This is a genomic window from Exiguobacterium sp. s149 (assembly GCF_018618395.1).
GTDB classification, from domain to species: Bacteria; Bacillota; Bacilli; order Exiguobacteriales; family Exiguobacteriaceae; genus Exiguobacterium; species Exiguobacterium chiriqhucha.
On the sequence record NZ_JACSLZ010000015.1, the window covers coordinates 1 to 20,993 of the forward strand.

Sequence of the window (20,993 nt, forward strand, 5' to 3'; positions counted from 1 at the left end):
ACGCAAAAACACCTCCGATGCTAGCACTTTTTTTAAGTGTACCACTGCGAAGGTGTTTTTATATTGTCTCAAAAATTTAGGTTAGCCCATTCTTGCTTTGAGAGGGCGCCTGTTTTTAAACTTATTTCGGTTGCTTCAGATTCATTCTGCATAGCGTATACTAAAAGAAAACGCTGATTAGGAGGAAGCTAAATATGAATACGTTATCAAATCATGAAAAAGACGAGATATTGCAAACTCTGCATGTTCGATTTAATGACCACCCGGAACGGCATCCTGATTTCACTTGGCACGACGTCTTGACGCGTCTTCAAGCAAACGACCAGAAACTCGGCGTGCTTGCCGAGATGGAACGGACTAGCGGTGAGCCAGATGTCATTCGACTTCCGAATGGTGCCTTAGCTTTTTGCGACTGCTCACCTGAAAGCCCGAGTGGCCGACGCAGCCTCTGCTATGACGATGCGGCGTTAGCGGCACGAAAAAAAAACAAACCGGATGGGAGTGCCGTCGCATCAGCTGAGAAGATGGGAATCGAGCTACTCGACGAAGCAACGTATCGCCATCTGCAGACGCTCGGCACGTTCGACTTGAAGACGTCGAGCTGGATTGCCACCCCGGAATCGATTCGTCAAAAAGGCGGCGCCTTATTCTGCGACCGGCGCTACGACCAGATCTTCGTCTATCATAATGGTGCCGATTCGTATTATGCGGCCCGAGGATTCCGCGGAATGTTCATCCTTTAAGCAAGGCCACGTGCCTTGCTTTTTTTATGTGAAGAGCCAATTGAAGACGATGGGGACATACTTGACGAAAAATAGACTCACCGGTACGATGGCAAATGCTCTAAACACCCACATATACCATCCGTTATATTCTCGAGTGAAAAAGATCAACGCACTATATGTGACTGCATTCCCAGTAACATCTGGTTCTTCCATCCCTTGCGCAATAATTTCTTTCCATCCTGGAAGTAGACCCGGCGCAAACGAGGCCGCAAAGTCCGGCGTGATATCGTACTTCAACCGCACATACCAGGCGATTATATACACCGATATGAAAAGCAGTGACCACAGCGTCAGAGCAATATTAAGTAACAGCCCTTTCCAACTCTCACTCCGAAAATAAAACACACCAATTAAAATCAACACGCTAAAGATGACGTTGATAATGAATGGGGGTGAAATCGTCAGGATAGAAAATGTTTCGGCGGACATGATTGTTCCGACCGCTAAATTCGTGTTTTGCTCCATCACCACGTTCTCACTTCATTCACGTGCGGTAATAGCTCATCATACAATTCAACGTATAGTATCCCCATCCCCATGCCAATCCCGAGGAGCAACAGAAGTGCTCCTATGTGCTTTGTCGTCATGCAGACGATGATGACATGAAGCACGAGCGTACCAATAATGCTGTCCACAGTCGTACTATCCCCTGATACAATTCGTTTCGGCTTGATCAGCAAATACATGCCGGCGGTTGATAAAATGATACCTAGACAGACGCTTAAAAATAGAACAGTCGCTAACATCTTTCTTTTAAACTCCTTTATGTATGAAAATACGGTATGTGAAATAATAAATATCTAAAAACTATGAGTTACCTGTTCAAATTTTAGAGCCTGCCTTCCTATATGTCTACCAAAAATTTCAAATGAATGTACGAATGGGCATGATTGTTTATCTCACGACCACATCGCCCCAATAAAAAAACTGCAGACGATTTGTCTGCAGTTCAATCTTACGCGTGGAGTGTGACGTTCAATTCTTCGGCGACCGCCTTGAAGGCAGCGAGCGCACGTTCGAGGTCGTCACGGGTATGTTCCGCCGTCACGATCGTCCGAATCCGGGCCTTGCCTTTCTCGACCGTCGGGAAGGCGATGCTCTGTGCGAACACGCCGTGGTCTTTCAGCTTATCCGAGAATGTGTGCGCGAGCGTCTCTTCACCGAGCATGACCGGTGTGATCGGCGTCGTCGCATGGCCGATATCGAAGCCGAGATCACGAAGACCCGTCTTGAAGAACTCGGTGTTCGCCCAAAGCTTATCGAACAGCTCCTCTTCTTCTTTCATGACACGGATCGCCTCACGGTTCGCCGCGACGACCGCTGGCGGGTGTGACGTCGAGAACAAGAACGGACGTCCCTTTTGAATCAAGAAGTCACGAATGTCGTTCGAGCAGGCGACGTAGCCACCGAGGACACCGATCGCTTTCGACAGCGTCCCGACTTGGAGCGCGACCCGGCCGTCAAGCCCGAAGTGGTTGACCGTACCGCGGCCGTTTTTGCCCAGCACGCCCGAGGCGTGGGCATCGTCGACCATGACCGCCGCGTCATACTTCTCGGCGAGCTCGACGATTTCTGGAAGCGGCGCGATGTTGCCGTCCATCGAGAAGACGCCGTCCGTGACGACGAGACGCGTCCGATAGTCCTGCGTCTCTTTCAACGCCGCCGCTAAATCGGCGAGGTCGGTGTGCTTATAGATGCGGCGAGCCGCTTTCGTCAACCGGATGCCATCGATAATCGAGGCGTGGTTGAGCGCGTCACTGATGACGACGTCCTCCGGACCGAGGAGGGCCGACAAGACGCCGAGGTTCGTCGCGAAGCCCGACTGGAACACGAGCGCCGCTTCCGTATGTTTGAACTCGGCGAGCTCGCGTTCGAACGCCTCGTGCATCTCGAACGTCCCGGCAATCGTCCGGACCGAACCTGTGCCGGCCCCGAACTGTTCGACCGCTTCAATCGCCGCTTGTTTCAAGCGCGGATGGTTGGCGAGTCCGAGATAGTTGTTCGAAGACAGCTGGACGAGCGATTTGCCGTCGATCGTGACTTCGTTCGCTTGCGCCGACTCGAGCGGCACGAGTGAGCGGAACGTGCCCGCTTGTTTCATTTCATTGACTGCTTCTGTAATATGTTCAAATGCCATATCGATTCCCCCTGTTTATGGTAATAAGACCACTTTACCGCACTTCCCGGCCCGCATGAGCTCGAAACCTTGCTCGAACTCCTCGAGCTTGAACACGTGCGTGATAATCGGTTCTACGTTCAGCTGACCTGTCGCGAGTAGCGTCGACACTTGACCCCACGTCTCATACATCTTACGTCCGGTGATGCCCTGAACGCGCACCCCTTTGAAGACGACGTCACGCGTCAAGTCAATGGCGACCGGCTTGGCTGGTAGTGACAACACATTGACGTCCCCGCCGGCCGTGACCATCTTGAACGCCTGGTCGATGGCGACCGGATGCCCGCTCATCTCACAGACGACATCGATGCCGTCCCCATCGGTCTGATCCATGATCAGCTCGAGCGGATTTTGCTCGAGGCTATTGATGACGACGTCCGCCCCCATGTCTTCGGCGAGCTTCAACCGGTACGGGTTGACGTCAATCGCATAGACGCGGCTCGCGCCCGCCGCTTTGGCGACGCCGACGGCCATGAGCCCGATTGGCCCACACCCGACGATGGCGACCGACTTGGCCGACACGTCACTCGCGAGCACTGTATGGACGGCGTTTCCAAGCGGCTCTTGAATCGAGGCGAGCTTGGCCGGCATCGACTCTGGATTGACCCACAAGTTCTCTTCGGGCATGACGACGTATTCAGCGAAACAGCCTTGCGTGTCGACACCGATGATTTTCGTGTTCTTACAGATATGATACTGCCCGCGCAAACACTGTTTACATTGGTGACAGACGATATGCGTCTCGGCCGATACGGTTTGTCCGATTTGGATGCGTTTCGTTCCTTCCCCGAGCGCCACGACTTCCCCCGCGAACTCGTGACCGAACACGTATGGCGGTTTGACCCGGCTCTTTGCCCAGTCGTCCCACTCATAAATGTGGACATCGGTCCCACAAATCGATGTCGCTTTCACTTTGATTAACACTTCCCCGGTTCCTGGTGTCGGGATTGGCACTTCGACCAATTGGGCCCCGAATCCGGCCGTATGTTTTTGAATCGCTTTCATCACAGGTGTCGTTGCTTCCTTCTCTGTCGTAGACACGAGCTGTTCCATTGAAAACGTCCCCCTCTTCATCTCTTAATCGAACTTCACGTTCTCTTTCATCTTGTCATAAAATGACGAACCTGAGAAGATAGAACGTCGATTTTCCAGACAAAAAAGAGAAGCCATCCGCGCCGATGGCTTCTCTTACAAGAATAGGACCTATGTCCCGACCGCAAGCTCATCGTGGTTCGATGATGAGCTTGATTGCCGTTCGTTCTTCTCCGTCAATCATAATGTCGGTGAACGCAGGGATGCAAATCAAATCCAGCCCGCTCGGCGCGACGAAACCACGCGCGATCGCGACCGCTTTGATGGATTGATTGAGCGCTCCAGCGCCGATTGCTTGAATCTCACACGTTCCTTTTTCACGAAGTACGCCAGCGAGTGCACCCGCCACGGAGTTAGGATTCGATTTTGCCGAAACTTTGAGTACGTCCATTCTTGTTTCCCCCTCGGGTAGGTTGTTCAATCAAACCATACGGTCTGATCATCTAGGTGTATGCGTTCGATTTTCGTGGCTCGTTTCGATTGGTCATCGATTGTGATTAAAACTCCATTTAGTTGTTCCCGTCCCTCGGCAACTTCAAACCGGACCGGGAGCTGGGTGATGAATTTTCTTAAGACGACCTCGGCATCCATGCCGAGCACCCCGTCGAGCGGACCCGTCATCCCGACGTCAGTGATGTACGCCGTGCCATTGTTCAGGATGCGGTTGTCAGCCGTCTGAACGTGCGTATGGGTGCCGACGACGGCTTGGACGCGACCGTCAAGGTGATAGCCCATCGCAATCTTCTCACTCGTCGCCTCGGCGTGCATGTCGACGAAAATCGCATCGACCTCGCCGCGAATCTCTTCGACGAGCGCGTCGACGGTGCGGAACGGACAGTCGAGCGACGGCAGGAACACCGTCCCCATCGCGTTGATGACGGCGAGCTTCTTCCCGCCTTGTTTCAACACCATCATCCCGACACCGGGCGTACCGGTAGGATAGTTGGCCGGGCGGACGATGCGGTCGGCATCATCGATCCAGTCAAAGATGTCACGGTTGTCCCAAGTATGATTCCCCATCGTCACGCCGTGGAATCCAAGCTCGAGAAATTGTTGATAGATTTTTTTTGTGATACCGCGTCCGTTGGCTGCGTTTTCACCGTTGACGAGCATGAACGTCGGGCTATATTTGCTTTTTAAGCGTCCGATTTGGGCGCTCAAGATGTCGCGACCTGGTTTTCCGACCACGTCGCCGATAAATAAGATTTTCATAGTCTTGTCCTCCTCCAATAGAAAAAGCGGAGAATGTCTCCGCTCTTGTTACTTCGCATAATCGACGGCACGCGTTTCGCGAATGACCGTCACTTTGATTTGGCCTGGATAGTCAAGCTCATCTTCGATCCGTTTACAGATGTCACGGGCCATCTTGTTCGCCACGACGTCATCGACGACGTCTGGGCGGACGATGATCCGGACTTCACGTCCCGCTTGGATGGCATATGACTTCTCGACGCCTTCGAACGACTCACAGATCGCTTCGAGGCGCTCCAGGCGTCGGATATAGCTTTCGAGCGTCTCTTGACGGGCTCCTGGACGCGCCGCTGACAAGGCGTCAGCCGCTGCGACGAGAACCGCGATCGTCGATGTCGCTTCGACGTCCCCATGGTGCGAGGCGATCGAGTTGATGACGACCGGATGCTCTTTGTACTTCGTGGCGAGCTCGACACCGATCTCGACGTGGCTGCCTTCGACTTCATGGTCGATGGCTTTCCCGATATCGTGGAGGAGACCCGCTCGCTTGGCGAGCGTGACGTCTTCCCCGAGCTCGGCGGCCATCATGCCGGCGAGGTGGGCCACTTCGACCGAGTGGGCGAGCACGTTTTGACCGTAACTCGTCCGGTAACGCATTCGACCGAGCGTCTTGACGAGGTCCGGGTGGACTCCGTGGATGCCGGCTGAGAATGTCGCTTCTTCCCCGTATTCACGGATGCGTTCATCGACTTCACGACGTGATTTCTCGACCATCTCTTCGATGCGGGCCGGATGGATCCGACCGTCTTGAACGAGTTTTTCGAGCGTCATCTTGGCGATTTCACGACGGACCGGGTCAAATCCAGACAGGATGACCGCTTCCGGCGTGTCATCGATGATGAGGTCGATGCCGGTGAGTGTCTCGAGCGTGCGGATGTTACGTCCTTCACGTCCGATAATCCGCCCTTTCATCTCATCACTCGGCAAGTTGACGACTGATACGGTCGTCTCGGCGACGTGTTCGGCCGCATAACGTTGCATCGTGAGAGACAAGAGGTGTTTCGCTTTTTTATCAGCTTCTAATTTTGCTTTTTGCTCGATTTCTTTTTGAAGGAGAGCAGCATCGTGAAGCGCTTCCTGCTTCGCTTCGTCCATGATGATGGTCCGTGCTTCTTCTTTCGACAAGGCTGCCACGCGTACTAGTTCTTGGCGTGCCTCCTCATATAATTCCTCCACTTTGCTCTCGAGCGTTTCCGCTTCACGCTTCCGTTTCGCGAGTGCAGCCTCACGTTCATCCAAGGCGTCTTCTTTCCGTTCAAGCATGTCTGCTTTCCGGTCGAGAAGCTCTTCCTTTTGGACGAAACGATTTTCTTTCACTTTCTGCTCTTCACGTCGTTCGCGCAATTCTTGTTCGGTTTCATTGCGAAGTTGAATCATCTCTTCTTTTACTTCAAGCCGTGCTTCTTTTTGCATCGCTTCCGATTGTTGTCGCGCTTGCTCTACAATCTTGGTCGCTTCCGTCTCGGCACCTTGAATCTTCGCTTCGGCGATCGATTTACGCACAAAAAAACCTGCAACAAAAGCTATCGGCAAAAGGAGGATCAGAATAAGCTCTAATAGCCATTCCATCATGTTCACCTCCCTTTCGCAAGGTTATTTTATTTTTTCATGAATGAAAACGCGAGCGAGCCCGCGTATAGCTTTATTGTACTTATTTACCTGTTAGAATGCAATGCACGGACAGGATAGAACTACCAATTCATCAAAAAAATTATACTAAAAAAATCTCGCCTGAACCATGTCAGGCGAGAAAGGTTACTTACTCTTCGTCTAAAAGTGAGAGGACGTCATCGTTGTCAGCTTCGACTGTGACCGTCTTTTCACCGTTGAGACCGTAGTGGTCGCGGATCCGTTCTTCAACCGATGCGGCCACCGACGGGTTCTCTTTCATATACTGCTTCGCGTTCTCACGGCCTTGACCGAGACGCTCTTCGTTGTACGAGTACCACGCGCCGCTCTTTTGAACAATATCGAGGTCGGCCCCGATGTCGATGAGCTCGCCTTCACGTGAGATGCCTTCGCCGTACATGATATCGACTTCTGCCGTCTTGAACGGTGGCGCGATCTTGTTTTTGACGACTTTGATTTTCGTCCGGTTCCCGACCATGTCTTGACCTTGTTTGAGCGTTTCAGCACGACGGACCTCGAGACGGACCGACGAGTAGAACTTGAGGGCACGACCACCCGGTGTCGTTTCCGGGTTACCGAACATGATTCCGATTTTCTCACGGATTTGGTTGATGAAGATGACGATTGTCTTCGACTTGTTCGTCGCACCAGACAATTTACGGAGCGCTTGGCTCATGAGGCGGGCTTGAAGACCGACGTGTGAGTCTCCCATCTCCCCTTCAATCTCGGCTTTCGGAACGAGTGCCGCAACCGAGTCGACGACGAGGATATCGACCGCACCAGAGCGGACGAGGGCTTCCGCGATTTCAAGGGCTTGTTCCCCTGTATCCGGTTGTGATAAGAGCAACTCATCGATGTTGACGCCCAAGTTTTGTGCGTATTTCGGGTCGAGCGCGTGCTCGGCGTCGACGAAGGCAGCTTGTCCGCCACGCTTTTGAACTTCAGCGATGGCGTGAAGCGCCACCGTCGTCTTACCTGACGATTCAGGTCCGTACACTTCGATAACACGACCACGTGGATAACCACCTGCACCGAGCGCGATGTCAAGGGCGATTGAGCCTGACGGGGTCACCGAAACTTGCTGATCTGTATTTTCACCGAGGCGCATGATTGAGCCTTTACCGAATTGTTTCTCAATTTGGCGTAATGCCATTTCTAACGCTTGTTTACGATCACTCATAGATTAATGAGCCTCCTTTGATTGATACTTTCATTATAAGCGAAGCGAAGACGATACACAAGTTTTTTGCGAACGTTTATTCGCCTTTTTTCATTTGTTGCAGGAGCGCCCACATTCCGTCTTTCGTAGCCCGGGCTTGAATGACATGCCGCTCTTGATGCGGGTAATCACGTTCAATCACGTCAATCCCGTCCGGTGACCGGATGCCGATGAACACTTTTCCGACCGGCTGACCCGAATTTGACGTCGGACCGGCCTCGCCGGTGAACGCCAGCCCATAATCCGTTCCGGTCTGACGCGTCAGACCGAGGATCATTTCAAAGGCGACTTCTTTTGAGACGACCGAGTGTGAATCAATTGTATCAAGGGACACCCCTAAAAACCTATTTTTTAGCTCGTCGGAGTACGTGACGACCCCGCCCTTGAACACCGAGGATGCTCCTGGAACGGCCGTGAGCATCGCTTGGGCTTGACCGCCCGTGAGCGACTCGGCAATCGACAGCGTCGCCTTGCGCGCTTGTAACTCGTGAATCAGCCGTGCGGCGAGCGTATCCTCGTCTGAACCAAAGTAATAGTGACCGACCCGCGCCAAAATATCCTGTTTGACCCGTTCAATCATCTCCCGCGCCACGGTCTCAGTATCGGCGCGGGCGCTGATGCGCAGTCGTGCCTCGCCCGACTCGGCGTACGGGGCGACCGTTGGGTTCGACCCGGTCATCAAATCGACGACGGCCGCGTCGAGCGCCGACTCACCGATTTCATAAAAGCGCAACGATTCAGAGACGATGGTCATCCCGCCGAATTTTTCTGGGAACGTGGCGTCGACGATCGCTTTCATCTCCCACGGGACACCCGGTAACAACAGCCATGTCGGTTCGTCCTCGATCCACATCCCGGGCGCGAGACCGACCGGGTTGGTGAGCACTTCGGCCCCGGTTAAGACGTCTGCTTGCCGCGCGTCCCCTTCGTTCGGCTCGCGTCCGCGCGAGGCGACGAAACGATGGATCGTCTCGAGCGATGCCTCGTCACGGATGAGTGGACGACCGAGCACCTCGGCGAGTGTCGTCTTCGTGATATCATCCGCCGTCGGCCCAAGGCCGCCAGTGACAATGACGAATTCACTTCGTGATCGCGCTTGTTCGAATGTCGCTCGCAAACGTTCCTGATTATCTCCGACGACTACATGATACAGCACGGACAACCCATATTTCGACAGCTGTTCTGATAAGTAACGGGCGTTCGTGTTCGTGATTTCCCCTAAGAGCAGTTCAGAGCCTACCGCAATGATTTCGGTGCGTTTCATCCAAATTCCTCCTCCCAATAAAAAAACGAGCTGTTCGGCCAAGCTGAACAACTCGTCTATGCCGATGGTTACATCGACTTTACAATGATCTTATAGTTTTGTGCGAAATATTCGGCCCCTGAGTAAATCGTCAAGACGAGCGCGAGCCACATGGCCCATTCGCCGAACGGGATACCGACATAGCTGAAAATCGGGTTGCCGAACAGCAGGAAGATGATGGCAAAGAGTTGGACCCATGTCTTCGCTTTGCCCGACTTCCCGGCCGCGACGACGATTCCTTCATCGGCCGCCACGAGACGAAGTCCCGTCACCGCGAACTCACGCGAGAGAATGACGACGACGACCCATGCCGCGACGAGATCCATCTCGACGAGCAGGACGAGTGCCGCCGTGACGAGTAGTTTGTCAGCGAGCGGATCCATGAATTTCCCAAAGTTCGTGACCAAGTTGTGCTTCCGGGCGAGATGCCCGTCAAGCCAGTCAGTGATAGCGGCAATCGTAAAGATGACCGCGGCGATGAATTGATGGAGCGGTACGTCCGCCCCGAGGAAAGCGATGTCTCCCCAATCAAAATCTACGGCGAGTAAGACGACGAACACGGGGATGAGCAACACCCGTAACATCGTCAAACGGTTAGGTAGGTTCATCGAGAACTCCTCCTCTAGAAGGAGAGTCAACTTATTCTGCGTCGACTCTCTTTACAAATATATTTTGTGTGACCGGCGAGTCGGCTAATTCAAGCTCCCGGCCATTGACAACAATTTTCTCGACCCCACCGATCAAGCCGATTCGGATGCGAAGCGTATCCGTCTCCGCGTCCTCGATGACAATCGGGTTTTGTTTCGATTGGTTCGGATATTCCGGAGCGAGGAACGCTCCCTCGAGTGAGGTGTCCCGAACACCGACATATGTCGCCGGCGACTCTTTCACATGAATCTCCGTCGTCAGTTTATCGGCCGTCGCGATCTCATATGTGAGGTCTGCCCCGTTCGTCGACGCGACCGCAATCGGTTCCGTCTCTTCTGCCGGTTCTTCTTCGACCGGTTCTTCAGCCGGCGGTTCTTCTTCGACCGGCTCTTCTTCCGGCACGTCCTTGTTTTGATCAATGGTTACACCCGAGTTCGTCTGTTCAGTAGGTGACGCGTTTTGGTCGCCGAAATCAAGGTTTCGGACGACGTAATAGACGGCCGTCATCAACAGGAACGCGACGAGCACGAGCATGACTTTTGGTACCCAACGCGAGACACGGCTCGACGTCTCGGACGCTTTCGAATAGGTTTGCTTTCGCGATAATTGAACGGTCGGTTGCGGCTCGATTTTCGGCAAGTCTTTCGCATACGTTTCGTACAGTTCATCGACATCAAGTCCTAACGATTCCGCATACGTTTTAATGAACGCCCGTGCATAGAACGAGCCAGGGAGATTTTTGTAATCACCTTCCTCGATCGCGATGATATAGCGTTTTTGAATCTTCGTCGTCTGCTGGATTTGGTCGAGCGTCAAACCGCTCGCCTCACGCCTTTGTTTCAAAAAAGTCCCTAGTTCTGTCACAGGGGTCCACACCTTCCATTCAAGTAGTTATTCAAACCATTCTGCCTCACGATGTGTCTCTTGAGGAATGATAATCTCCTCATCTTGTGAGTTCCTCAGTTCGATGATGTAATCAAAGTCTTCGAACACGCAATCGGTGTTGCGCACGTATAGGTCCGGATGCTCGATGACTTTCACGGACGGCAACCGCATGACTTCTCGAATCAATTGACGATGGCGTTCATCCATCGTCCGCGTCGAGACGGCACCGTCGATGATATAGACGTGGTCCCCTTCGCGTTCTTCTTCGAACAGCGACGTCCGCACCGTCTGCTTCATGAGCGTCGATGACAGGAACAGCCAGCGCTTGTTCGCACAGACGCTCGCCGCAACAATCGACTCGGTCTTCCCGACACGCGGATTGCCGCGCACCCCGATCAACAAGTGCCGTTCTTCTTTCATCAGTTCGGCGACGAAGTCGACGAGGACACCTAAGTCCTCGCGGACGAATTTGAACGTCTTCTTGTCGTCATTGTCGTGCTCGATGTAGCGCCCATGTCGAATCGCGATTCGGTCGCGAAGTTTCGGTCGCCGGAGCTTGATGACGACGATGGCTTCCATCTTGCGCAAAATATGTTCCAGACGATGGACGTGATCCGCGGCCGGGGCCTTTAACAGCATGCCGCGGCGCTGGAGATCGACGCCGTTAATCGTCACGATTGAGATTTGAAGCATCCCCATCAGGGAAGCGATATCCCCCAGGATACCGGGCCGATTTTGGCAAAGTTCATATTCGAGATACCATTCTTCGAACTTATGATCCATCTCGTCCACCCTTTCCGATGTGTGCTCGCTACCTTGTTCATTCTAAATTATTTTAGAAGAATTGAAAAGAACTCGTTTCAGTCGTGGCGACAAAGTTTCACACCCAACCGCCATCGATACGGAGCACGGCACCGGTCATATAGGCTGCAGCCGGGGAGCAAAGGAAACGAATCGTCTCCGCCACTTCTTCAGGTCCGCCTAACCGGCCGAGCGGAATCTCCTCACGGGCCGTTTGTTTCGTCTCTTCTACCGTATCATTCATCGGAGTGTCAATCCACCCCGGTGTGACCGCGTTGATGCGGACATGAAACGGTCCCGCCTCACGCGCGAACGCTTTGACGAATCCGAGTTGGGCGGCCTTGACCGTCGAATAGAGGACTTCCCCAGCCGCACCGACCTCACCCCAGACGCTCGAGACGACGACGATATCCAAGGGGCGGTCGTACGCTTTTTGCCCGACGACGTGTTGCACGAGCCGGACCATCGAGCGGACATGAATCCGGTACAGCCGATCGAGTTCGAGGAGCGACTGGTCGACGAGCAACCCGTAGGCATGATTGCCGGCGACGTGGATGATGCGGTCTACCGGTCCGAGTGTGTCGAGCCAAGCCTCGAGCCCGGCCTCATCATCGAGGTCACACGTGACGACGTCAGCCGTCAGTCCTTCGCTCGCGACGAACGCACGGAGCGATTCCGCCTGCGTATGCGCCTGCAAGATGAGGTCATCGTCCCGGAACGACCTGGCGACGGCACGGCCAATCGCCCCGCTCGCTCCTGTAATCAGCGTCGTCACGGTTTCTTGACGATGCAGACGGTCCGGTGATCGGCTTGGAAGAGACGGTCATACGCGGCGTACAAATCGTCAAGTGAAATCGCATCGAGCAAATCCGGGATGTCGAACATGTTGCCACCGCTGAGCGCGTAACGTGAGAACTGGTTGGCGATGAACTCCGGTGAGTTGAGTGCTTTCAAAAACTGTCCTTTCATCATGCGCTTCTTGCGATCGAGCGTCTCGGCGCCGAGTTCGAGCGGACGATCGAGGGCAGACGTGATACGGTCGACGAATGGCTCGACGTGCGGCGTCTCCATCGACAGGACGGCGAAGGCGAACGTCTCTTCTGACGTATAGTCGAAGGAGAACGCGTCATCGATCAATCCTTCGGCATACAGTTCCGCATAGAGCGGCGCCGTCGTGTCGAACAAGGCGTGCATGAGGAGCTCGACGATGAGCTCTTGCTTCATGCCGTCCTTGCCCGTGAGCGGCGTATCCTTATATCCGATCATCACTTTCGGGACGGAGACGTCCATCTCGATAATGCGTTCGGCCAGATGCACCGTCTCCGGCTCCTCGATTTCTTCCCGCGCTGTCAACAGCGGCTGTGGGAACGTCTTCGCCGCCTGATTGGCGGTGATTTCCGCAAGGATGGCGTCCGGGTCGATATTCCCGACGACGAACAGCACCATGTTGCTCGGATGATAGAACGCTTGATGGCAACGATACAAATCGTCGGCCGTGATGGCGCTGATCGATTCAATCGTCCCGGCGATGTCGATTTTGACCGGATGTTCGGCGTACATCGCCTCAATCAAACCGAAGTAGAGCCGCCAGCCTGGATTGTCTTGATACATCTGAATCTCTTGGCCGATGATGCCTTTCTCTTTCTCGACCGACGCTTCCGTGAAGTACGGCGCTTGGACGAAGTCGATTAACGTCTTCAAGTTCTCGCTGACGTTCGACGTCGCACCGAACAAGTATGCCGTCCGTGTGAACGACGTGAACGCGTTCGCCGACGCGCCGAGGCGTCCGAATTGTTGGAACACGTCACCGTCCTCTTTCTCGAACATCTTATGCTCGAGGAAGTGGGCGATTCCGTCCGGTACGTCGACCCAGTCCTCTAGCTTGAACCGACGATCAATCGACCCGTATTTGGTCGTGAACGTGGCGTACGTTTTCTCATAGCCGGTCTTTTTCAATAAGTAAACCGTCAATCCGTTCTCGAGGACGGTATAATGTAGCGTCTCTCCGACGTTTGGAAAATCGAGTTTCATGCGGTTCCCCCCTTTAAACAATAGACGGCCTGTAGCGTCAATCGGTTCGCGAGCGCGGCCACGTCTTGACGCGACGTCCGTTCGATAATCGCCATCTCTTCGTCGAGCGAGAACGGACGGATGTCCGAACCGCTCATCCAAGCAATCAATTGACGCGGATTGTCGCCGAGTTGACGACGCTGATGGAATAACATCGCTTTCGTCTGTTCGAGCGTCTCATCCTCGAACGTGCCGGCTTGAAGGTCGACTAGCTGGTCGGCGATAATCGCCTCGGTCTTGGCCTGGTTCGAGGCATCGATTCCGGCGTAGACGAACAGCATCCGGCTGAGCGAGCTATACTGCGAGGCCGCGTAATAGGCCAAGCTCTCTTTTTCGCGGACGTTCATGAACAGTTTCGAGTGCGGGAAGCCGCCGAATAAGCCGTTGACGACTTGCATCCGGACGGCGTCCTCACTTCTCGGGTCGATGTCGACTTGATAGGCAAGGTGCAACTTGCTCTGATTGATGGCTTGATGTTCCTCGAGCCGTTGAAACTCACGGTCGACCGGCTGGGGATACTCCCGAACGAGACGTTCTCCGAGCCCTTCGAGCGGGGCGAACGCGTCCGTCACTTGTTCACGACTGACGTCTCCGACGACATAAACGTCGACGCGGTCGTGACGGATCATCGATTCATACGCTTCGAACAACGTCCGAGGTGTCACGTGCTCCAACTGGTCAAGTGTCCCAAGCGATGGGATGGCGAGTTCTCCGCCGAGCAGCTCTTGCAGACGTTGTTGGGCAAAGCGCATCTTGTCATCGTATACCGATTCGATCCGTTGACGCTGAAGGCGGGTCTCTTGCTCAACGATGAGCGGTTGGAACGCCCCGTCATAGGCGTTCGGACGAAGTAGCACTTCCTCGAGCAGTTTGATGGCTTGAGCTAGCACCGGTTCGCCGACGAGTTCGTCGTTCACGACTTCAAGCTGGAACTGGATGATATGCTCTTTGCCGACTTTCGAGGCCCCGGCGTACAGGCTTGCGTCATACAGTTGTTCGAGCGGTGTATGGAACAGTTCGATCGACGGATAGGCTTCCGTCGCCTTCTCCATCACATACGGCAACAAGGCGCGGGCTGCAATCGTCTCAGGCGACAATGGCGCCGCGAACGAGACGAGACATGTCGTCGTCTTGAATTTTTGGGTCGGGTAGACCGAATAGTGCAATCGCTGTTGAAATTGTTCGATTCCTTTCATAACTGGATCTACTCCTTCTTCTTTTTCGTTTTAAAGACATCGGCACCGCGGGCATATTCTTGGTCGGGCACACCGGCCACGACGTTGGCGTAACGGGCCGCAGTAAATAAGTAATCACTCAATCGATTGTAGTACGGGAGTTGACGGACGGCTGCATCGACATTGACAAGTTCTCGTTCGACACGGCGACAGACGGTGCGCGCCACATGCAGGCTTGCCGCTCCGACACTGCCTCCCGGCAAAATGAACCGGACGAGCTCAGGACATTTGGCCTCAAGCTCGTCAATCCACGTCTCAAGCTCCGTGACGATTACTAAATCGACTTGTTGCGGCGGGTCTTGTTTATACATCAGCTCCGAGCCGAGATCGAACAAGTCGTGCTGGATTCGTGTCAATTGGGTCCGGAGCGTCTCGTCCGTCTGATGGGCGAGCGCGAGACCGATCTGACTGTTCAACTCATCTAACAGTCCCATCGCCTGGATGTGGGGATGGACTTTCAAGACGCGTCCACCGATGAGCGACGTCTCGCCCTTGTCCCCGCCTCGTGTGTACAGTTTCATGTCATTTCCTCCTTTAGCCACAAATGGTGACCCATAGGAGTCACCATTGTCGTTATGCCTGCGGTTGCGTGTACGGGAGACGGATTGTGAACGTCGTCCCTTCGTCGAGCGCGCTTGAGACGTCGACCGTGCCGTGATGGGCATCGATGACGTTCTTGACGATGGCGAGACCGATTCCGGTACCTGCCTTGCCGCCGCTCGTCCGTGCTTTATCCGCTTTGTAGAACCGTTCGAACACGAACGGTAAATCTTCTTTCGGGATGCCGCTGCCCGTGTCGGACAGACGGATCACGAAGCCGGTCTCTTCTGCGCTCGCTTCGAGTCGAATCGAACCGGACTCGGTATGTGCGATGGCATTGCCGATCAAATTCGTGAACACTTGTTCCAATCGGTCCCCGTCCGCCTCAATCGTGTAACGCGGAGCCTCAGTCGAGAGGGTGATCCCTTTCTCGTTCGCCATCTGGTTGAACTTGCGCATGACGCGCGGTAAAAACTCACCGAGGTCGAACGTCGCGAATTGCATCGTCTCTTTGCCTGATTCAATCCGTGCCAAGTCGAGTAAATCGTTGACGAGTCGGGCGAGCCGGAGTGACTCATCATAGATGATGGACGCGAATTCTTTCGTCGCATCATCACTCTCGGTCATGCCGTCGATAATCGCTTCGGAATACCCTTGGAGCGTCACGAGCGGGGTCCGGAGTTCATGGCTGACGTTGGCGACGAAATCGGTCCGCATCTTGTCGAGGCGATGGCTCTCTGTCGTGTCACGGATGACGACGACGGCCCCTTCGAAATCGTCCTCGCCAAGAAGCGGTGTCACGGTCAACGTGTAATAATGGTCGTGCTGTTTCACTTCAATCGTCTTCTCCGGAGCCCCAGCGACGACGTCCTCATAGAGCGACAACACGACTTCGTGCGGTTGCTCGTCAATGAGGAGCGGTTGGGCTTGCGGATTCGTCACGATGACGTTCGCATGGCGGTCGAGGGTGATGACCCCATCGGCCATCGACCGTAAAATCGAGGCCAATTGTAGCCGTTCCCGATCGAGCGCGTTCACATACGTTGACAGCTGGCTGCTCATCGCATTGAACGAGCCGGCCAGTTCGCCGATCTCGTCGTTCGACTTTTGAACGAGGCGCAGATCGAACTGCCCTTCCCCTGTCTTGTTGACGGCGTCGCGCATCTCCCGGAGCGGTGCCGTGATGCGCGTCGATAAGAAGAACGCGAACACGGTCGTGACGATGATGGCCGAGGCGACCGTCCAAAAGATGATTGTCCGGGCCCCTTCGTTCGCACTCGAGATCGCATCAAGCGGTTCAATCAAATAAAGCGTATACTCGCCCGTCTCGAGTGAGAACGTCGTCCGGTATGCGAGCGCGGCCTGGTCGTCAAACGACGAGAAGTTCCCGATCGACGTCTCTCCGACGGCTTGATACGCTTCCCAGTCTTGACGTCCGAGTTCGGTCATGAGCCCATCGACTTCGGTCCCGAAATTCGAGCGGACCGTCCCGTTCTCCAATATATAGTTGGCGCCGTACACTTCGATGATTTGATCAACCGTCCGCGATGCGTCCCCTTCTTGGAGCAGTACGGATTGAACTTGTCCCCCGAGTTTGGCCAAATGGCCTCGTTCCTGATCAATATGAAACGAGTTGAAAAACTCGAGCATCAGAACGGAGACGATGAACAAGATAAGACTGACCAATACGAGAATCGTCAACCACAGCTTTGTGACGATGCTATTGCGGCGAATCATCACTCACTGACGACTTCGAACTTGTAACCGACACCCCATACCGTCGTAATCATGTGCGCGGCTTCTGGAGAGACCCGGTTCAACTTTTCCCGGAGTCGCTTCACGTGTGTGTCGACCGTTCGAAGGTCTCCAAAGAATTCATAGTTCCAGACTTCTTTTAATAGCTGTTCCCGTGAGAACACTTTGTCAACTTGCTTGGCCAAGAAGAACAACAGTTCATATTCTTTCGGCGTGAGCGCAATCTCTTCTCCGTCGACCGTGACACGGTGCGCGTCGTTATCGATCGTCAAATGCGGGAAGACGATTAAGTCTTTTGATTTTTCAGCCGTACGTAAATATTTGGTCGATCCTGAACGGCGGAGGAGCGCCTTGACGCGTAGGACGACCTCACGCGGGCTGAACGGTTTGACGATATAATCGTCGGCCCCGACCTCGAACCCTTGGACACGGTCGACTTCTTCCCCTTTCGCCGTCAACATGATGACCGGCGTCGCTTTCGATTTGCGAAGTTCGGTACACACCTCGACACCGTCCATTTTCGGCATCATCAAATCGAGCAAGATGACATCGAAATTATGCTCGAGGGCGAGCTGTAACGCCTCTTCCCCGTTCGTCGCTTCGACAATCACGTACTGTTCCCGTTCCAAATACATTTTTAATAGTCGGCGAATTCTTTCCTCGTCGTCGACCACTAAAATTTTTGTTTTATTAGCCATCCACTAAACCTCCTAATCGAACCATTACAAGATGTAGCGATTGTTGCACAATTGTGAACATTTCGCTCTCTTTCATAACTATACCACTCTATTATTTGGCTTCACAACGGTCAGTTGATAGCGCCATGAAAAAAGAAGCCACCGGAGTGACTTCTTTGTTTACGCATATGAATGCAAACCGGCGATGACAAGGTTGACGAAGACGAGGTTGAACATGATGACGGCGAATCCACCGACACAGAGCCAAGCCGCTTTCGTTCCCGTCCAGCCACGCTGGATCCGCATATGCAAGTAATAGATATAGATGAGCATCGTGATGAGCGCCCACACTTCTTTCGGGTCCCAGCCCCAGAAACGGTTCCAGGCGATTTGGGCCCAAATCATGGCGAAGATGAGGCCCCCGAGAATGAACACCGGCAAGCCGATGGCGATCGAACGGTAACTGATCTCGTCAGCGAGGTCGAGGTCGACCTTTTTCGCGAGCGGCTGTAACGCCTCGGCGACGCGCTTGCGTAAGATGACGAAACGGAGCAGCACATAAATCACAGCGCCGGCGATGACCGACCAGATGAGTGTGTTCAATTTCAACGTGTTGATGAACGTCGGCAAATCGAGTGACAAGCCACTGGCACCAGAGACAAGTTGCGCCCCTTCCGGTACGAACAGCATCGGCATGAAGTACTCATACGACTCTTGCGTTCCGCGGTCGTTCGTGAACTCGACGACGCCACCGGCACCAATCGCCTTGAAGAGCATCGAGACGAGAATGAAGCCGAGCGTACACATGAGCACGAACATCGTGACTTCGAGCCATGTCCGAGACTTCGACTGCTCGCGCATCGACGTCTCGTTCAGCAAGAAGATGAGGCCTGATGCAAAGCTGATGGCCAGAATCCCTTGTCCGAGCGCTGCGGTCGTGACGTGAATCTTCAACCAGACACTGTTCAAGGCTGGGATGAGCGGTGCCACTTCGCTCGAGAACATCGAGGCGAAGGCGATGACGAGCAACGCCACCGGCATGGCGAACAACCCGAGCACATCATTCTTATAAATGCCATACACGACGAGGAAGCCAAGCACCATCATCATTCCGAAGAACGTCGTGTATTCGTATAGGTTCGATACCGGCGCATAGCCGACCCCGACCCACCGTAAAATAAAATATCCCATTTGGGCGATAAAGCCGATGACCGCCAGCATGAACGCATATTTTCCATAGGCGATACGGTTGACGTTGCGGTCTTTGCGCATCCCGCTGACCGCGATTGTGAACAACACAGTCGCGACAGCGTACAGGATGAACGCGATGAAGAGCAAACGACTGCTCCACTGAATCCACTCCATTATGATTCCCCTCTTTCATTGGTTGAGTTGTCGTCTGTCTTTTTTTCAAACCGTGCCTGATCTTCCCAGATCGGCAGGCCATGTTTCTCTAGGAGCGGTGTGATTTCGCGGTTAAGTGAAGATGGGTTCTTGTTTGTGAAACCGGCGACAAGCACGTCCGTCTCGCCGTGACGGCGAATCCAGATGCGACGGTGCGGCCAATACATACCCATCACGATCCCGACCATGAAGATGATTCCCCCGACGATTAACACTGGATACGTCGAGTCACTCTTGACGCGAAGACCGCTCGTGCTCGCCATCTCCGTCCCGGCGAATTGGACCGCATAGCGATTCTCCTCGTCGGCAACGTTCAAGCGAATCCCGATCAAGTTCGATTCGGTCGTGCCGTCCGGCGTGTCAATCGCCATGAAGAAGGCCGGATTGAGCGCCCGTGGCGATTTCGTGTTCGGCTGGCCGTCCTTGACCTCAAAGTCCGGATACAAGTCGTTCAGTTTGACCGTGACGTCACCGAGGTCGTATGTCGTCTCCGGGTTTGTCAAATTGACCGTGAACGGTCCATACACGTCGCCTGTCTCTTTATCAGCGACATTGAATGACATCGACAAGAACTCTGGCCGACTCGAATACTGTTCTTGATACACTTCATATTTTTCAAACTTGAACGGATGGTTCACTTTCGTCGAACCGGTATCGACTTCCTCGAGTTGCGGCGATCCGTCCTCGTTCGTTCCGGTCTTCTTGAACAGCGTCAATTCCGTCTCATAGTTTTTTGGGACTGCACCCGCTTTTTCGATTGCCTCGGCAAACTTCGCATCTTCGGCGTTGTTTTCCGGATCATACATCTCTAAAATGAATTGATCGTTGCGGAGATAATATTCATCATCCGTCGCCTCGAGCGGAACCGTATCGCCTTCGCGCACCCATTCGAGCGTGTCCGTATGGAATGCCGGGAAGACGCGTAGCATCGCCCCGATGAAGAAGATGACGAGCCCGATGTGGTTGACGTATGGGCCCCAACGGCCAAAACGGTATTTTTCGGCGAGTAAGGCGTCGCCGTCACGCTTCACTTGATAGCGCTTCGCTTTTAAGGCGTCGCCGAAGGCATCGATTTGTTCGTCCGAGCCTTTGCCTTCTCCAATCAGACGTTGTCCGCGCATGAAGCGATCGGTACGTCGGACCGGCTGGTATTTCAATGCTTTATACAGCGGGAAAAATCGGTCGATTGACACGACGATGAGTGATAACGTCAGCATGACGATCAACGTGATGTACCACCATGATGTATAGAGGTTATGGAATCCTAACGTGTAATAAATCGTTCCCGGTGTTCCGTACTCGTCCGTATAATACTGACTCGCCGGCAACTGTTGCGGAATATACATCTCTTGCGGGAAAATCGTTCCAATCGCTGACCCGACGATGATGAGCCCGATCAGCCATAGACCGACCTTGACCGATGCAAAAAAGCTCCACACCCGGTCAATCCATGACCGTGGACGACGCTTCGATCGTAAATCGGCGCCGTCGTATTTCATATCTAGCATATGTGCGCCCCCCGT

The 20,993-nt window shown here is 53.8% G+C and carries 21 protein-coding genes; 1 reads left to right on the top strand and 20 read right to left on the bottom strand.

Going from position 1 to position 20,993, the window contains the following annotated elements; translation table 11 throughout:
* Positions 1 to 194: 194 nt before the first annotated feature.
* Positions 195 to 743, top strand: a complete 549-nt coding sequence (locus KNP81_RS14200; protein WP_029595342.1) for a DUF4256 domain-containing protein — start codon at positions 195 to 197, stop codon at positions 741 to 743.
* Between the two features lie 24 nt (positions 744 to 767).
* On the opposite strand, the gene KNP81_RS14205 is transcribed toward KNP81_RS14200, so the two are convergent.
* From KNP81_RS14205 to resB, 20 genes are all read right to left on the bottom strand, one after another.
* The gene (locus tag KNP81_RS14205; protein WP_214720403.1) at positions 768 to 1,250 is read right to left on the bottom strand and encodes a hypothetical protein; all 483 of its coding nucleotides are present in this window, start codon (positions 1,248 to 1,250) and stop codon (positions 768 to 770) included.
* Positions 1,250 to 1,531: a hypothetical protein gene (locus KNP81_RS14210; RefSeq protein WP_214720404.1), complete on the bottom strand. Its 282-nt coding sequence runs from the start codon at positions 1,529 to 1,531 to the stop codon at positions 1,250 to 1,252. The genes KNP81_RS14205 and KNP81_RS14210 overlap by 1 nt, the downstream gene beginning before the upstream one ends.
* A 209-nt stretch (positions 1,532 to 1,740) precedes the next feature.
* Positions 1,741 to 2,922 carry a glycine C-acetyltransferase gene (locus KNP81_RS14215; protein WP_214720405.1) on the bottom strand — a complete coding sequence of 394 codons (1,182 nt, stop codon included), beginning with the start codon at positions 2,920 to 2,922 and terminating at the stop codon, positions 1,741 to 1,743.
* 15 nt (positions 2,923 to 2,937) lie between these two features.
* The gene (gene tdh / locus KNP81_RS14220; protein ID WP_214720406.1) at positions 2,938 to 4,014 is read right to left on the bottom strand and encodes an L-threonine 3-dehydrogenase; all 1,077 of its coding nucleotides are present in this window, start codon (positions 4,012 to 4,014) and stop codon (positions 2,938 to 2,940) included.
* 169 nt (positions 4,015 to 4,183) lie between these two features.
* Positions 4,184 to 4,444, bottom strand: a complete 261-nt coding sequence (locus KNP81_RS14225) for a stage V sporulation protein S (RefSeq protein ID WP_012726477.1) — start codon at positions 4,442 to 4,444, stop codon at positions 4,184 to 4,186.
* Positions 4,445 to 4,470: 26 nt separating this feature from the next.
* A complete protein-coding gene (locus KNP81_RS14230; protein ID WP_214720407.1) occupies positions 4,471 to 5,265 on the bottom strand; it encodes a TIGR00282 family metallophosphoesterase in 795 nt (264 codons plus the stop codon).
* Between the two features lie 48 nt (positions 5,266 to 5,313).
* The gene (gene rny, locus KNP81_RS14235) at positions 5,314 to 6,876 is read right to left on the bottom strand and encodes a ribonuclease Y (protein ID WP_029595337.1); all 1,563 of its coding nucleotides are present in this window, start codon (positions 6,874 to 6,876) and stop codon (positions 5,314 to 5,316) included.
* A 187-nt stretch (positions 6,877 to 7,063) separates the two neighbouring features.
* Positions 7,064 to 8,113: a recombinase RecA gene (gene recA, locus KNP81_RS14240; RefSeq protein WP_021067612.1), complete on the bottom strand. Its 1,050-nt coding sequence runs from the start codon at positions 8,111 to 8,113 to the stop codon at positions 7,064 to 7,066.
* Between the two features lie 76 nt (positions 8,114 to 8,189).
* Positions 8,190 to 9,416 carry a competence/damage-inducible protein A gene (locus KNP81_RS14245; RefSeq protein WP_021067613.1) on the bottom strand — a complete coding sequence of 409 codons (1,227 nt, stop codon included), beginning with the start codon at positions 9,414 to 9,416 and terminating at the stop codon, positions 8,190 to 8,192.
* Between the two features lie 68 nt (positions 9,417 to 9,484).
* Positions 9,485 to 10,063 (bottom strand): CDP-diacylglycerol--glycerol-3-phosphate 3-phosphatidyltransferase, encoded by a 579-nt coding sequence (pgsA, locus tag KNP81_RS14250; protein WP_021067614.1) that lies wholly within the window; start codon positions 10,061 to 10,063, stop codon positions 9,485 to 9,487.
* Positions 10,064 to 10,094: 31 nt separating this feature from the next.
* A complete protein-coding gene (locus tag KNP81_RS14255; RefSeq protein ID WP_251130371.1) occupies positions 10,095 to 10,946 on the bottom strand; it encodes a helix-turn-helix domain-containing protein in 852 nt (283 codons plus the stop codon).
* Positions 10,947 to 10,994: 48 nt separating this feature from the next.
* Positions 10,995 to 11,771, bottom strand: coding sequence for a YmfK family protein (locus tag KNP81_RS14260; protein ID WP_021067616.1), 777 nt, complete (start codon positions 11,769 to 11,771; stop codon positions 10,995 to 10,997).
* 97 nt (positions 11,772 to 11,868) lie between these two features.
* Positions 11,869 to 12,564: an elongation factor P 5-aminopentanone reductase gene (gene ymfI, locus KNP81_RS14265; RefSeq protein WP_214720409.1), complete on the bottom strand. Its 696-nt coding sequence runs from the start codon at positions 12,562 to 12,564 to the stop codon at positions 11,869 to 11,871.
* Positions 12,561 to 13,820: an EF-P 5-aminopentanol modification-associated protein YfmH gene (gene yfmH / locus KNP81_RS14270; protein WP_214720410.1), complete on the bottom strand. Its 1,260-nt coding sequence runs from the start codon at positions 13,818 to 13,820 to the stop codon at positions 12,561 to 12,563. The genes ymfI and yfmH overlap by 4 nt, the downstream gene beginning before the upstream one ends.
* Positions 13,817 to 15,055: an EF-P 5-aminopentanol modification-associated protein YfmF gene (gene yfmF / locus KNP81_RS14275; protein WP_214720411.1), complete on the bottom strand. Its 1,239-nt coding sequence runs from the start codon at positions 15,053 to 15,055 to the stop codon at positions 13,817 to 13,819. Before yfmF ends, yfmH begins: the two co-directional genes overlap by 4 nt.
* Positions 15,056 to 15,063: 8 nt before the next feature.
* Positions 15,064 to 15,615, bottom strand: coding sequence for a cob(I)yrinic acid a,c-diamide adenosyltransferase (locus KNP81_RS14280; RefSeq protein WP_021067620.1), 552 nt, complete (start codon positions 15,613 to 15,615; stop codon positions 15,064 to 15,066).
* Positions 15,616 to 15,667: 52 nt separating this feature from the next.
* A complete protein-coding gene (locus KNP81_RS14285) occupies positions 15,668 to 17,371 on the bottom strand; it encodes a sensor histidine kinase (RefSeq protein WP_214720412.1) in 1,704 nt (567 codons plus the stop codon).
* The gene (locus KNP81_RS14290) at positions 17,371 to 18,087 is read right to left on the bottom strand and encodes a response regulator transcription factor (protein ID WP_021067622.1); all 717 of its coding nucleotides are present in this window, start codon (positions 18,085 to 18,087) and stop codon (positions 17,371 to 17,373) included. Before KNP81_RS14290 ends, KNP81_RS14285 begins: the two co-directional genes overlap by 1 nt.
* A 159-nt stretch (positions 18,088 to 18,246) precedes the next feature.
* On the bottom strand, positions 18,247 to 19,431 hold the full coding sequence (gene ccsB, locus KNP81_RS14295; RefSeq protein ID WP_214720413.1) for a c-type cytochrome biogenesis protein CcsB: 1,185 nt from the start codon (positions 19,429 to 19,431) through the stop codon (positions 18,247 to 18,249).
* Positions 19,431 to 20,978, bottom strand: coding sequence for a cytochrome c biogenesis protein ResB (gene resB / locus KNP81_RS14300; protein ID WP_251130372.1), 1,548 nt, complete (start codon positions 20,976 to 20,978; stop codon positions 19,431 to 19,433). Before resB ends, ccsB begins: the two co-directional genes overlap by 1 nt.
* Between the last annotated feature and the right edge of the window lie 15 nt (positions 20,979 to 20,993).